The sequence below is a fragment of the Pseudomonas sp. IT-P218 genome, from assembly GCF_949767605.1.
Taxonomy (GTDB): Bacteria; Pseudomonadota; Gammaproteobacteria; order Pseudomonadales; family Pseudomonadaceae; genus Aquipseudomonas; species Aquipseudomonas putida_AE.
The window spans coordinates 1,052,941-1,066,225 of the sequence record NZ_CATKQQ010000011.1 but is presented as its reverse complement, the minus strand read 5'-3'; the positions used below and the strand labels follow the sequence as shown (position 1 = coordinate 1,066,225).

Genomic DNA, 13,285 nt, shown 5'->3' with positions numbered 1-13,285 from the left:
TTAAATTCGGTTTCAGGTGCGCGAAGGCGTTAAACAGTAAAGGCGTCTTGCAGCAGTTTTTCCTGCTGCTCAGCGTGCATCGATGCGTAACCGCATGCCGGTGCAGCAGAAGCCTCACGGCCCGCGTACTCGAGTACGAGAGACTTGTTGAGGTTGCTGATGCTGCGACGCATGTGGTGTTGGCTGCAGTACCACGCACCCTGGTTCATCGGCTCTTCCTGGCACCAGACGGCAGCTTTGACGTTGGTGTAGGGAGCCAGGACTTCTTTCAAGTCGTCCTCAGGGAATGGGTACAGCTGCTCGATACGCACGATGGCGATATCGTCACGGCCTTCGGCACGACGTTTTTCCAGCAGGTCGTAGTAGACCTTGCCGCTACACAGGACAACGCGCTCGACCTTTTTCGGGTCCTGGGCATCGATTTCCGGGATAACGGTCTGGAAGGAACCTTCGGCCAGATCTTCCAAAGTCGAGATGGCCAGCTTGTGGCGCAACAGCGACTTCGGAGTCAGGACTACCAATGGCTTGCGCAGCGGGCGAATCACCTGACGGCGCAGCAAGTGGTAGATCTGTGCCGGCGTCGTCGGCATGCACACCTGGATGTTGTGCTCGGCGCACAGCTGCAGGTAACGCTCCAGACGAGCCGAGGAGTGCTCCGGCCCCTGACCTTCATAACCGTGCGGCAGCAGCATGGTCAGACCGCACAGACGGCCCCACTTGTGCTCGCCACTGGTGATGAACTGGTCGATAACGACCTGGGCGCCGTTGGCGAAGTCGCCGAACTGGGCTTCCCAGATGACCAGGGCATTTGGCGTGGTGGTCGAGTAACCGTACTCGAACGCCAGCACCGCTTCTTCGGACAGGAACGAGTCGTACAGGTCGAAACGTGGCTGACCGTCGTACAGGTTCTGCAGCGGGACGTAGGTGCCCGCGTCCTTCTGGTTGTGCAACACGGCATGACGGTGCGAGAACGTACCGCGGCCGATGTCCTGGCCAGTCATGCGGATCGGGTGACCTTCGAACGCCAGGGTCGCGTACGCCATGGTTTCGGCGTAACCCCAGTTGATCGGCAGGCCGCCGGCTTGCATCTTCTGACGGTCTTCGTAGATCTTCGCAACCTGGCGCTGAACCACGAAGCCTTCCGGGATTTCCAGCAGCTTGGCGGACAGTTCCTGCAAGGTCTTGAGGTCGAAGCGAGTGTCGTGACGCGCGGTCCAGGCGTGGCCCAGATACGGACGCCAGTCCACGAACAGCTCTTTGTTCGGCTCCTTGACCAGGCTTTTCACTACGTGCAGACCGTTGTCCAGCGCGTTGCGGTATTCGTCGACCTTGGCCTGAACACGCTCCGCGTCGAGTACACCGGCCTGGGTCAGGCGATCGGCATACAGCTCACGGGTGGTGCGCTGCTTGGTGATCTGCTGGTACATGATCGGCTGGGTGCCGCTTGGCTCGTCGGCCTCGTTGTGGCCGCGACGACGGTAGCAGACCAGGTCGATCACCACGTCACGCTTGAACTGCATGCGGTAGTCGATGGCCAGCTGGGTCACGAACAACACGGCTTCCGGATCATCGCCATTCACATGGAGGATCGGCGCCTGGATCATTTTCGCAACGTCGGTGGCGTACTCGGTGGAACGCGAGTCCAGCGGGTTGCTGATGGTGAAACCAACCTGGTTGTTGATCACGATGTGCACGGTACCGCCGGTCTTGAAACCGCGGGTCTGCGACATCTGGAAGGTTTCCATCACCACGCCTTGACCGGCGAATGCCGCGTCACCGTGGATGGAGATCGGCAGGACCTTCTCACCGGTCACGTCGTTACGACGATCCTGACGGGCGCGAACCGAACCCTCGACCACCGGGGAAACGATTTCCAGGTGGGACGGGTTGAACGCCATGGCCAGGTGAACTTCACCGCCGGTGGTCATTACGTTGGACGAGAAGCCCTGGTGGTATTTAACGTCACCGGAACCCAGCTCGACCTTCTTCTTGCCTTCGAACTCGTCGAACAGCTCGCGCGGGTTCTTGCCGAAGGTGTTGACCAGCACGTTCAGACGGCCACGGTGGGCCATGCCGATGACGATTTCCTTGGTGCCGTAGGAACCGGAACGCTGGATCAGCTCGTCGAGCATCGGAATCAGGCTCTCGCCGCCTTCCAGGCCGAAACGCTTGGTACCCGGGTATTTGGTGCCCAGGTATTTTTCCAGGCCTTCACCGGCGGTCACGCGCTCGAGCAGGTGGCTCTTGATGTCGGCGGAGTACGTCGGACGGCCACGCACGCTTTCCAGACGCTGCTGGAACCACTGGCGCTGCTCGGAATCGGTGATGTGCGTGAACTCAGCGCCGATGGTGCGGCAATATGTCTGCTGCAACGCTTCGTGAATTTCGCGTAGGCTCGCTTCCTCTTTGCCGATGAACAGGTCGCCGGCACGGAAGGTCGTATCAAGATCGGCATTGGTCAAGCCGTAATGATTGATCGACAGGTCTGCAGGTGCAGGACGCTGCCACAGCCCCAGCGGGTCAAGCTGGGCTGCCTGGTGGCCACGCATACGGTAGGCCTGGATCAATCGCAGCACTTCAACTTGCTTCTTCTCGTGCTCACTGCTCACGCTGCCGGCGGAAACCGGTTGGGCGCGGCGCTGGTTCTTTGCCAGCAAGACGAAATGATCGCGAATTGTGGAGTGCGAAACATCGGTGGCAGAGTTGCCGTCAGCAGGCAACTTCTGGAAGTAGGTGCGCCACTCTTCTGGCACAGCGTTAGGGTCGTGCAGGTAGAGCTCGTAGAGCTCTTCCACATAGGCAGCGTTACTACCGGATAGGTAGGCGCTGTTCCACATGCGCTGCATCACGCTTTCTTGCATGCTTGGTCACCCTCGGTTAGGGGAACACCACCGGTGTCGACACCGAGCAAACTTGCAGAAGTCCGAATGCAGCGACCAAAACAAGCCACTAGGATCACACTGATAGTCCGGGTACCAGCCCGGATGCCCCTGCTTGTCTCATTTCTTCAAAATAAGAGCCGCAGCCTTATAGGCTGCTGCTCAGGTTAAAACTACGGCGCCGGTTGAAGCCTGCGCCGCAGCATCCACGGGTACAACGGTCTAGCGGGTACTACAGCTGAATCACACGCCGCTCGAGAGCAACATGTTACGGATGTGACCGATGGCCTTAGTCGGGTTCAGGCCTTTCGGACATACGTTGACGCAGTTCATGATCCCGCGGCAGCGGAATACGCTGAACGGGTCATCCAGCGAAGCCAGACGCTCGGACGTCTTGGTGTCACGGCTGTCTGCCAGGAAGCGGTACGCTTGCAGCAGGGCAGCTGGACCCAGGAACTTGTCCGGGTTCCACCAGAAGGACGGGCACGAGGTCGAGCAGCAGGCGCACAGGATGCACTCGTACAGACCGTCGAGCTTTTCACGCTCTTCAGGGGACTGCAGACGCTCGATGGCCGGAGCCGGCGTGTCGTTCTGCAGGTAAGGCTTAACCTTCTCGTATTGCTTGTAGAAGATGCTCATATCGACGACCAGGTCACGGATTACCGGCAAACCTGGCAGAGGACGAACGATCAACTTGTTACCTTTTACAACGGCAGACAGCGGCGTGACGCACGCCAGGCCGTTCTTGCCGTTGATGTTCATGCCGTCGGAACCGCAAACGCCTTCACGGCAAGAGCGACGATAGGAGAAACCTTCGTCCTGCTCTTTGATCAGGGCCAGCACGTCCAGCACCATCAGGTCTTTACCACCGGTATCAACCTGGAATTCCTGCATGAACGGCGCAGCGTCCTGATCAGGGTTGTAACGATAAACACTGACTTGCAACATGGCGGCCACCCTTAATAAGTCCGAATCTTAGGTTCAAAAGTCGGAACCGTCTTCGGCGAGAAGTTCACGGCACGCTTGGCAACGCGCTTCTCACCCGGGAAGTACAGGGTGTGGCACAGCCAGTTTTCGTCGTCACGGTCTTCGAAGTCTTCACGGGCGTGAGCGCCGCGGGACTCTTTACGCACTTCGGCAGCGATGGCGGTAGCTTCGGCCACTTCCAGCAGGTTCTGCAGTTCCAGAGCTTCGATACGCGCAGTGTTGAACGCCTGCGACTTGTCGTTGATCTTGACGTTGGCGATGCGCTTGCGCAGATCAGCCAGCTGGGCAATACCCTTCTGCATGTATTCGCCGGTACGGAATACACCGAAGTAGTTCTGCATGCAGTTCTGCAGCTCGCGACGCAGGGTTGCCACGTCTTCGCCATCGGTACGCTCGTTCAGGGCGGACAGACGAGCCAGGGCCGCATTGATGTCGGCGTCGGTGGCGTCGTCGTATTCGATACCGTCGGTCAGCGCCTTTTCCAGGTGCAGGCCGGCAGCACGGCCGAAGACCACCAGGTCGAGCAGCGAGTTGCCGCCCAGGCGGTTGGCACCGTGAACCGATACGCAAGCCACTTCGCCTACAGCGAACAGGCCCGGGATGATGGTGTCTACGCCGTCGGCGTCCTGGGTGATCGCCTGACCGTGAATGTTGGTGGCAACGCCGCCCATCATATAGTGGCAGGTCGGAACAACCGGAACTGGAGCAACCACCGGGTCAACGTGAGCGAAAGTCTTGGACAGTTCGCAGATGCCTGGCAGACGGCTGTGCAACACCTCCTCGCCCAAGTGGTCGAGTTTCAGCATTACGTGGTCACCGTTCGGGCCACAGCCGTTACCGGCGATGATCTCTTTAACCATCGAACGGGCAACAACGTCACGACCAGCAAGGTCTTTGGCGTTCGGAGCATAACGCTCCATGAAACGCTCGCCGTGCTTGTTGATCAGGTATCCACCTTCACCACGGCAACCTTCGGTTACCAGTACACCGGCGCCGGCGATGCCGGTCGGGTGGAACTGCCACATTTCGATGTCTTGTACCGGTACGCCAGCACGCAGGGCCATGCCAACGCCGTCACCGGTGTTGATCAGGGCGTTGGTGGTCGAAGCGTAGATACGACCTGCACCGCCGGTGGCCAGAACGGTAGCCTTGGCACGGATGTAGGTGGTTTCGCCGGTTTCGATGCAGATGGCGATCACGCCGACGAAGTCGCCTTGACCGTTCTTCACCAGGTCAACGGCGTAGTACTCGTTCAGGAACGTGGTACCGGCTTTCAGGTTGCCCTGATAAAGGGTGTGCAGCAGGGCGTGACCGGTACGGTCGGACGCCGCGCAAGTACGCGCAGCCTGGCCGCCTTTACCGTAGTCCTTGGACTGCCCACCGAACGGACGCTGGTAGATACGGCCGGTTTCGGTACGCGAGAACGGCAGACCCATGTGGTCCAGCTCGAAAACGGCGGCCGGGCCTTCCTGACACATGTATTCGATAGCGTCCTGGTCACCGATGTAGTCGGAACCCTTGACGGTATCGTACATGTGCCAGCGCCAGTCATCGTTCGGGTCAGCGGACGCGATGGCACAGGTGATGCCGCCCTGGGCGGATACAGTATGCGAACGGGTCGGGAAAACCTTGGTGATTACCGCAGTCTTGTGACCGCCTTGCGCCAGTTGCAGCGCTGCGCGCATGCCGGCACCGCCACCACCAATGATGATGGCGTCGAAAGAAATCGTTGGAATGTTAGCCATGAATCAGATACCCCAGAGAATCTGCACACCCCAGACGAAGTAAGCGAACATCGCGACGCCGCATACTGCCTGGAAGAGGAAACGTATAGCCGTCGCGGACTTGCCGAACGCCATAGGCGTCAGGTAGTCGGTCGCGATGGTCCACATGCCGACCCAGGCGTGAGCGCCCAGAGCAACAAGGGCCAGCAGGCTGAAAATACGCATCCAGTTGTTGGCGAAGAGCGCGTGCCATTGGTCATAGCCAAGGCCCGGGTTCGCCACGAGGTATCCGATCAGGAAAATGAAGTAAGCCGCGAGAACGACCGCAGACACACGTTGCGCCATCCAGTCATAGAGGCCCGAACGCGAGAGGTTCGTGACGTTAGTTACCATATCCAAACTCCTGCCAGAACGATTACCACCACGGAAACGGCGATAATGATTTTCGAGCCCAGTTTGCCGCCTTCCAGCGTCTCACCGATGCCCATGTCCATGATCAAATGGCGCACACCGGCAACCAGGTGATACAGCAAGGCGGACAGGATGCCCCAAATCACTAGCTTGGCTAGCGGACTGGTCAGACACGCTTTCACCTGACCGAAGCCTTCCTCGGAGCTCAGCGACTTGTCCAATGCATAAAGCATGATGGCAAGGCACACGAAGAGGATGACACCGGAGATACGGTGAAGAATGGACGTGTAAGCAGTGACTGGGAGTTTGATGGTCCTTAGGTCTAGGTTTACAGGTCGTTGGCTTTTCACGGCTTTTTTTTCACACTGAAGAGCCCCTAACAATCAGGGCAAAGTTGTTGGGGAGTGCACTGGTCAGGTAACCACCACCCAGGGAGGCGACCCCCAATAACGCAAGCCCAAAAGCCCTTGGCGGTCGGCTGCCGAGTATAGACAGTTAGGCTACTAATGACAACGCAAAGACCTCACCCAAACAGCTGATTGCACAACGGACATAAAAGGCGTAAATGGCAGGCAATTTCGAGAAAAAAGTAGGGTTAAAGCCTTCTGGAGCAAGACTTTAGGCAAATTGACATTCGAATTTATCTCACTATAGTGGTGCGGGCCCTGCGTGGGGGGTCTGTCTGATGATTTCAAGCATAAATAGGAGGCCACATGGCTGACAAAAAAGCGCAGTTGATCATCGAGGGCGCAGCCCCCGTCGAGCTGCCCATTTTAACCGGCACCGTTGGTCCCGATGTTATCGATGTTCGGGGTCTGACGGCCACGGGCCGCTTCACCTTTGACCCTGGTTTCATGTCGACCGCTTCCTGCGAGTCGAAGATCACCTATATTGACGGTGACAACGGCATTTTGTTGCATCGCGGCTACCCGATCGAGCAACTGGCTGAAAAATCGGACTACCTGGAAACCTGCTACCTGCTGCTCAACGGCGAACTGCCGACCGCAGAGCAGAAGGCCCAGTTCGTCAGCACCGTGAAGAACCACACCATGGTTCACGAGCAATTGAAGACCTTCTTCAACGGCTTCCGTCGCGACGCTCACCCGATGGCCGTCATGTGCGGCGTAGTCGGCGCCCTCTCGGCCTTCTACCACGACTCCCTCGACATCAATAACCCGCAGCATCGCGAAATCTCCGCGATCCGCCTGGTTGCCAAGATGCCGACCCTGGCCGCGATGGTTTACAAGTACTCCATGGGCCAACCCATGATGTACCCGCGCAACGACCTGTCGTACGCGGAAAACTTCCTGCACATGATGTTCAACACCCCGTGCGAGATCAAACCGATCAGCCCGGTACTCGCCAAGGCCATGGACCGGATCTTCATCCTCCACGCCGACCACGAGCAGAATGCATCGACCTCTACCGTACGTCTGGCCGGCTCGTCGGGTGCCAACCCGTTCGCCTGTATCGCCGCCGGTATCGCGGCACTGTGGGGCCCTGCCCACGGCGGCGCCAACGAAGCCGTTCTGACCATGCTCGATGAAATCGGCGATGTCTCGAACATCGACAAGTTCATCGCCAAGGCCAAGGACAAGAACGATCCGTTCAAGCTGATGGGCTTCGGTCACCGCGTTTACAAAAACCGCGACCCACGCGCCACCGTGATGAAGCAGACCTGCGACGAAGTGTTGAAGGAACTGGGCATCCAGAACGATCCGCAACTCGAACTGGCCATGCGCCTGGAAGAGATCGCCCTGACCGACCCGTACTTCATCGAACGCTCGCTGTACCCGAACGTCGACTTCTACTCGGGGATCATCCTCAAGGCGATCGGCATTCCAACCAGCATGTTCACCGTGATCTTCGCCCTGGCGCGGACCGTCGGCTGGATCTCCCACTGGAAGGAAATGCTCTCCAGCCCGTACAAGATTGGCCGTCCGCGCCAGCTGTACACCGGCTACGAGTCGCGTGACATCACCAAGCTGGAAGACCGCAAGTAAGATCGTTCTTGCTGTAGCGTGTTGAGTTGTACCGGGAACGGCCTCTATTTGCATAGAGGCCGTTTTTGTTTACCTGGGGTTCACGCAGTGACTGAAGCACCGCTATCGCCAGCAGGCTGGCTCCCACAAGGAGCACTTGTTCCAATGTGGAGCCAGCAGGCTGGTTCCCACAGGGAGCATGCATTCCAATGTGGGAGCCAGCCTGCTGGCGATAAGGCCAAATCCGGCGACACACCCCCTTCAGACAGAAGCAAAAATGCCCCGATCTCTCGATCGAGGCATTAGCTTGCAGCTTCTAACCGCTCTTAGTGCGAAACCGCTCCACTAGCACCCAAACCCGTCTGCGAACGAACAAACTGCGGGAAGAACAGCGCCCGCTCGTTATCAGCCGCGGTCGACTTGTCGGTAATCGAGAAGAACCAGATCCCGACAAAAGCAATGATCATCGAGAACAACGCCGGGTACTCGTACGGGAAGATCGCCTTCTCGTGATGGAGGATCTGCACCCAGATGGTCGGGCCAAGGATCATCAAGCCCACAGCACTCACCAGGCCCAGCCAGCCACCGATCATCGCACCGCGAGTGGTCAGCTTCTTCCAGTACATGGAAAGCAGCAGGACCGGGAAGTTGCAGCTCGCCGCGATGGAGAACGCCAGGCCGACCATGAACGCGATGTTCTGGCTTTCGAACAGGATGCCCAGGCCGATCGCCAGCACCGCCAGGGCGATGGTGGTGATTTTCGAGACGCGGATCTCATCCTTCTCGTTGGCCTTGCCCTTCTTGATCACGCTGGCGTACAGGTCGTGGGACACCGCCGAGGCACCGGCCAGGGTCAGGCCGGCAACCACTGCCAGGATGGTCGCGAACGCTACCGCCGAGATGAAGCCCAGGAAGATGCTGCCACCGACCGCATTGGCCAGGTGCACCGCCGCCATGTTGTTACCGCCCAACAGCGCGCCAGCCGCATCCTTGAACGCAGGGTTGGTGCTGACCAGCAGGATCGCGCCGAAGCCGATGATGAAGGTCAGGATGTAGAAGTAGCCAATGAAACCGGTTGCGTACAGCACGCTCTTGCGCGCTTCTTTCGCATCACTCACGGTGAAGAAGCGCATCAGGATGTGTGGCAGGCCAGCGGTACCGAACATCAGTGCCAGGCCAAGGGAGAACGCCGAGATCGGATCTTTCACCAGGCCGCCCGGGCTCATGATCGCTTCACCTTTAGGGTGAACCTTGATCGCCTCGGAGAACAGAGCGTTGAAGTCGAAGTTGACGTGCTTCATCACCATCAGCGCCATGAAGGAAGCGCCGGACAGCAGCAACACCGCCTTGATGATCTGCACCCAGGTGGTCGCCAGCATGCCGCCAAACAGCACGTACATGCACATCAGGATACCGACCAGGATCACGGCAACGTGATAGTCGAGACCGAACAGCAGCTGGATCAGCTTGCCGGCACCGACCATTTGCGCGATCAGGTAGAACGCCACCACCACCAGCGAACCGCAAGCGGACAGCGAGCGGATCTGGGTTTGCCCAAGGCGATAGGACGCCACGTCGGCAAAGGTATATTTACCCAGGTTACGCAGGCGCTCGGCGATCAGGAACAGGATGATCGGCCAGCCCACCAGGAAGCCGATCGAGTAGATCAGGCCGTCGTAGCCGGAGGTGAACACCAGCGCGGAAATACCCAGGAAGGACGCCGCGGACATGTAGTCACCGGCAATTGCCAGGCCGTTCTGGAAACCGGTGATCTTGCCGCCCGCCGCGTAGTAGTCGGAGGCCGACTTGTTTTTCTTCGACGCCCAGTAGGTGATGCACAGGGTTGCGCCGACGAAGGCGACGAACATCAGGATCGCGGACACGTTGAGGGGTTGCTTCTGCACGGCGCCGGTCAGGGCGTCAGCGGCCCAGGCGCCAGGTGCGAAGGCTGCGATGCTCAAAAGAGCCATTAGACGCCGGATCATTGCTGAGCCTCCTTGAGAATCGCATTGTTCAGGTCGTCGAATTCGCCGTTGGCGCGTCGCACATAGATACCGGTCAGGATGAAGGCCGAGACAATCAGCCCGACACCAATCGGGATGCCCCAGGTAATCGATGACTCAGGACTGATTTTCGCCCCCAGTACATGCGGCCCGTAAGCAATCAAAAGGATGAATCCGGAGTAAAGCCCTAGCATGATCGCCGATAGAATCCAGGCGAATCGTTCCCTCTTGCTAACCAGCTCCTTGAAGCGCGGGCTGTTTTGAATCGAGAGGTAAATGCTGTCGTTCATTGTTTTTATCCTCGCAGCACAGATTTAGTTGGAACGGTATCCACTCTATGCGGCTGCGGGGCAGGTTCCAGACGACCTTAGTCTTAGAACCACGTGACGTATTCGCCAATCTCAAGCACTACTGAATAAAAGTGGGAGCTAGCCTGCTGGCGATTGCGATCTGTCAGTCAACACTTCAGTTAACTGACAGATCGCAATCGCCAGCAGGCTAGCTCCCACAGGGTACAGCGGGGTATCTGTTACTTGGTCCAGTCAGCCACGCGCTCCGGGTGCTTGGCTACCCAATCCTTTGCCGCCGCTTCAGGCTTGGCGCCTTCCTGGATTGCCAGCATGACTTCGCCGATTTCGTCTTTCGACGCCCACTGGAAGTTCTTCAGGAACTTGGCCACTTCCGGTGCCTTGGTCGCCAGCTCTTTGCTGCCGATGCTGTTCACGGTTTCAGCCGCGCCGTAAACGCCTTTCGGGTCTTCCAGGAAACGCAGTTTCCACTTGGCGAACATCCAGTGCGGCACCCAACCGGTCACGGCAATGGATTCGTTCTTTTTCTCGGCACGTGTCAGCTCGGCAATCATGCCGGCGCCGGAACTCGCCTTGAGTTGATAGCCGGTCAGGTCATAGTCCTTGATCGCCTGCTCGGTCTTGAGCATCACGCCTGAACCGGCGTCGATGCCGACGATGCGTTTCTTGAAGCTGTCGTCGGTTTTCAGGTCTTCAAGCGACTTGGCCTTGACGTACTCCGGCACGATCAAGCCGATCCTGGCGTCCTTGAAGTTCGGACCGTAGTCGACGACCTGGTCCTTGTTCTTGGCCCAGTAATCGCCGTGGGTCACCGGCAGCCAGGCCGACAGCATGGCGTCGAGTTTGCCGGTGGCCACGCCCTGCCACATGATCCCCGTGGCGACGGCTTGCAGCTTCACGTCATAATTGAGCTTCTGCTTGATCACTTCAGCGGCCACGTGAGTGGTCGCGACGCTGTCGGACCAGCCGTCAACGTAACCGATGGTCAGGGTCTTGTTCTCGGCATTGGCGAATGTGGAGCCAATCGCAAGCACCAGAGCGGCACCTGCGCCTAAAAGTCGTCGCATCTTCATCGTTACTTCCCCGAAAGTGCTGCGCTCGACGGATGCCGAGTCGCGTCAACGTATAGTTATGGTGCACAGCGCCCCCATCACGCCCCACCCGCAAACTCGTTCGATCATCAGCGGAGTACTGATGATGCGATCATCAACCTGACGCTGTTGGCGACCTGCTCTGCCAGCGACCTCAAGGCATCGAGAAACGACATCAGAACGCCATGAGTCTAGGACAGCGCACAGGTTCCGCCCGATCCGCCCGAACTTTGCATGTCAAAATCATGCAGGGCACCAAGCGCGGGACAAATACAGGTAACATGCGCCGCTTTGCTCCCAGACGGCCTGACCATGCCCGCGACATCCCGTTTTCCTTTTTTTGCTTATCTGTTCGCTTGCCTGCTGGGGCTGTTTGCCTTGGGCGGCTTCTGGTATGGCCTCGGCAAACCGGTGCTCCTGCCGGACGTGGTCAGCGCGACGCACAAGCTGCAATGCGCCTCCTATACCCCGTTCGACAAGGACCAGTCGCCGTTCGACGTACCGTTCAACCTTCGTCCCGAGCGCATGGACGCGGATCTCGCGCTGCTGGCCAAAAATTTCCAGTGCATCCGCACCTACTCCATGACCGGCCTCGATGCCCTCCCCGACCTGGCGCGCAAGCATGGGTTGAAGCTGATGATCGGCGCCTGGATCAACAGCAACCCGGTGGACACCGAAAAAGAAGTCGACCTGCTGATCGCCTCGGCCAACGCCAACGCGGACGTGGTCAGCGCGGTGATCGTCGGCAACGAAACCCTGCTGCGCAAGGAAGTCACCGGCACCCAGTTGGTCAAGCTGATCAACAAGGTAAAAAGCCAGGTCAAGCAACCCGTTACCTATGCCGATGTCTGGGAGTTCTGGCTCAAGCACCCGGAGATCGCTCCGGCCGTGGATTTCCTGACCATCCACTTGCTGCCGTACTGGGAAGATGATCCGTCGAACATCGACGCCGCGCTGCAGCATGTGGCCGAGGTACGCCAGGTATTCGGCAACAAATTCGCACCCAAGGACGTGATGATCGGCGAAACCGGCTGGCCGAGCGAAGGCCGCCAGCGTGAAACCGCCCTGCCGAGTCGGGTCAACGAAGCCAAGTTCATTCGTGGTTTTGTCGCCATGGCCGAGCAGCAAGGTTGGCACTACAACCTGATCGAAGCCTTCGACCAGCCGTGGAAACGTGCCAGTGAAGGTGCGGTTGGTGGTTACTGGGGGCTGTTCGATGCAGATCGCCAGGACAAGGGTGTGCTGGCCGGGCCGGTGTCGAACGTGCCGTACTGGTCGCAGTGGCTGGTGGTTGGCGGGTTTATCTTCCTTGGCACACTGATTCTCGGTGGACGCGTTCGCAGCACTCGCGCCGCGCTGGTGCTGCCACTGCTGGGCGCCTTGGCCGCTTGCTCGATGGGTGCCTGGGGCGATCTGGCACGGGTCACCACGCGTTTTGCCAGCGAGTGGTTGTGGGTCGCCGTGCTGACTGCCTTGAATGTGTTGGTGCTGGCCCATGCCGCACTGACGCTGAGCCCCCGCACCGGTTGGCGTGGCTGGGCGTTCAATACGCTTGAGCGTCGGGCAGGCTGGATAATGGCAGTGGCAGGATTTGCCGCTGCGGTGACGATGCTGGAGCTGGTATTCGACCCGCGCTACCGCAGCTTCCCAAGCGTCGCCTTCATCCTGCCAGCGCTGGTTTACCTGTGCCGCCCGGTGAGCGTCCCGCGCCGGGAAATCGCCCTGCTGACCTTCATCATCGGCGCCGGCATTGCGCCGCAGCTGTTCCGGGAAGGCTTGCAGAACCAGCAGGCCTGGGGTTGGGCGCTGGTGAGCGGGTTGATGGTGGCGGCGTTGTGGCGTTGTTTGCGGGTTCGCAAGGACTGATCTTCAGCGCCGCCTCCGGCCTCTTCGCGAGCAA

General features: G+C 59.0%; 10 protein-coding genes. 2 read left to right on the top strand and 8 right to left on the bottom strand.

Translation table 11 applies throughout. The annotated features are described in order from the left end of the window. Positions 1-29: 29 nt before the first annotated feature. The 5 genes from ACM6I6_RS11775 to sdhC form a co-directional block, all read right to left on the bottom strand. Positions 30-2,861, bottom strand: a complete 2,832-nt coding sequence (locus ACM6I6_RS11775) for a 2-oxoglutarate dehydrogenase E1 component (protein WP_274074899.1) — start codon at positions 2,859-2,861, stop codon at positions 30-32. A 261-nt stretch (positions 2,862-3,122) separates the two neighbouring features. After that, the gene (locus ACM6I6_RS11770) at positions 3,123-3,827 is read right to left on the bottom strand and encodes a succinate dehydrogenase iron-sulfur subunit (RefSeq protein ID WP_008063297.1); all 705 of its coding nucleotides are present in this window, start codon (positions 3,825-3,827) and stop codon (positions 3,123-3,125) included. A gap of 11 nt (positions 3,828-3,838) precedes the next feature. Then, positions 3,839-5,611 carry a succinate dehydrogenase flavoprotein subunit gene (gene sdhA / locus ACM6I6_RS11765; RefSeq protein WP_274074898.1) on the bottom strand — a complete coding sequence of 591 codons (1,773 nt, stop codon included), beginning with the start codon at positions 5,609-5,611 and terminating at the stop codon, positions 3,839-3,841. A gap of 3 nt (positions 5,612-5,614) precedes the next feature. Then, complete coding sequence (gene sdhD, locus ACM6I6_RS11760) at positions 5,615-5,983, bottom strand: succinate dehydrogenase, hydrophobic membrane anchor protein (protein WP_008063295.1); 369 nt, start codon at positions 5,981-5,983, stop codon at positions 5,615-5,617. Then, positions 5,977-6,351 (bottom strand): succinate dehydrogenase, cytochrome b556 subunit, encoded by a 375-nt coding sequence (gene sdhC / locus ACM6I6_RS11755; protein ID WP_274074897.1) that lies wholly within the window; start codon positions 6,349-6,351, stop codon positions 5,977-5,979. The genes sdhD and sdhC overlap by 7 nt, the downstream gene beginning before the upstream one ends. A 363-nt stretch (positions 6,352-6,714) precedes the next feature. On the opposite strand from sdhC, the gene gltA reads away from it, so the two are divergent. After that, positions 6,715-8,004, top strand: coding sequence for a citrate synthase (gltA, locus tag ACM6I6_RS11750; RefSeq protein WP_007977501.1), 1,290 nt, complete (start codon positions 6,715-6,717; stop codon positions 8,002-8,004). A 305-nt stretch (positions 8,005-8,309) separates the two neighbouring features. Here gltA and ACM6I6_RS11745 read toward each other — a convergent pair whose 3' ends face one another. The 3 genes from ACM6I6_RS11745 to ACM6I6_RS11735 form a co-directional block, all read right to left on the bottom strand. Beyond that, a complete protein-coding gene (locus ACM6I6_RS11745; protein ID WP_274074896.1) occupies positions 8,310-9,968 on the bottom strand; it encodes a cation acetate symporter in 1,659 nt (552 codons plus the stop codon). Continuing rightward, positions 9,965-10,276 carry a DUF485 domain-containing protein gene (locus tag ACM6I6_RS11740; protein ID WP_008061165.1) on the bottom strand — a complete coding sequence of 104 codons (312 nt, stop codon included), beginning with the start codon at positions 10,274-10,276 and terminating at the stop codon, positions 9,965-9,967. The genes ACM6I6_RS11745 and ACM6I6_RS11740 overlap by 4 nt, the downstream gene beginning before the upstream one ends. A gap of 239 nt (positions 10,277-10,515) precedes the next feature. Beyond that, complete coding sequence (locus tag ACM6I6_RS11735) at positions 10,516-11,367, bottom strand: glycine betaine ABC transporter substrate-binding protein (RefSeq protein ID WP_323608815.1); 852 nt, start codon at positions 11,365-11,367, stop codon at positions 10,516-10,518. 288 nt (positions 11,368-11,655) lie between these two features. Between ACM6I6_RS11735 and ACM6I6_RS11730 the strand changes: the two genes are divergently transcribed. Further along, complete coding sequence (locus ACM6I6_RS11730) at positions 11,656-13,251, top strand: beta (1-6) glucans synthase (protein ID WP_414919929.1); 1,596 nt, start codon at positions 11,656-11,658, stop codon at positions 13,249-13,251. The last annotated feature ends 34 nt before the right edge of the window (positions 13,252-13,285 follow it).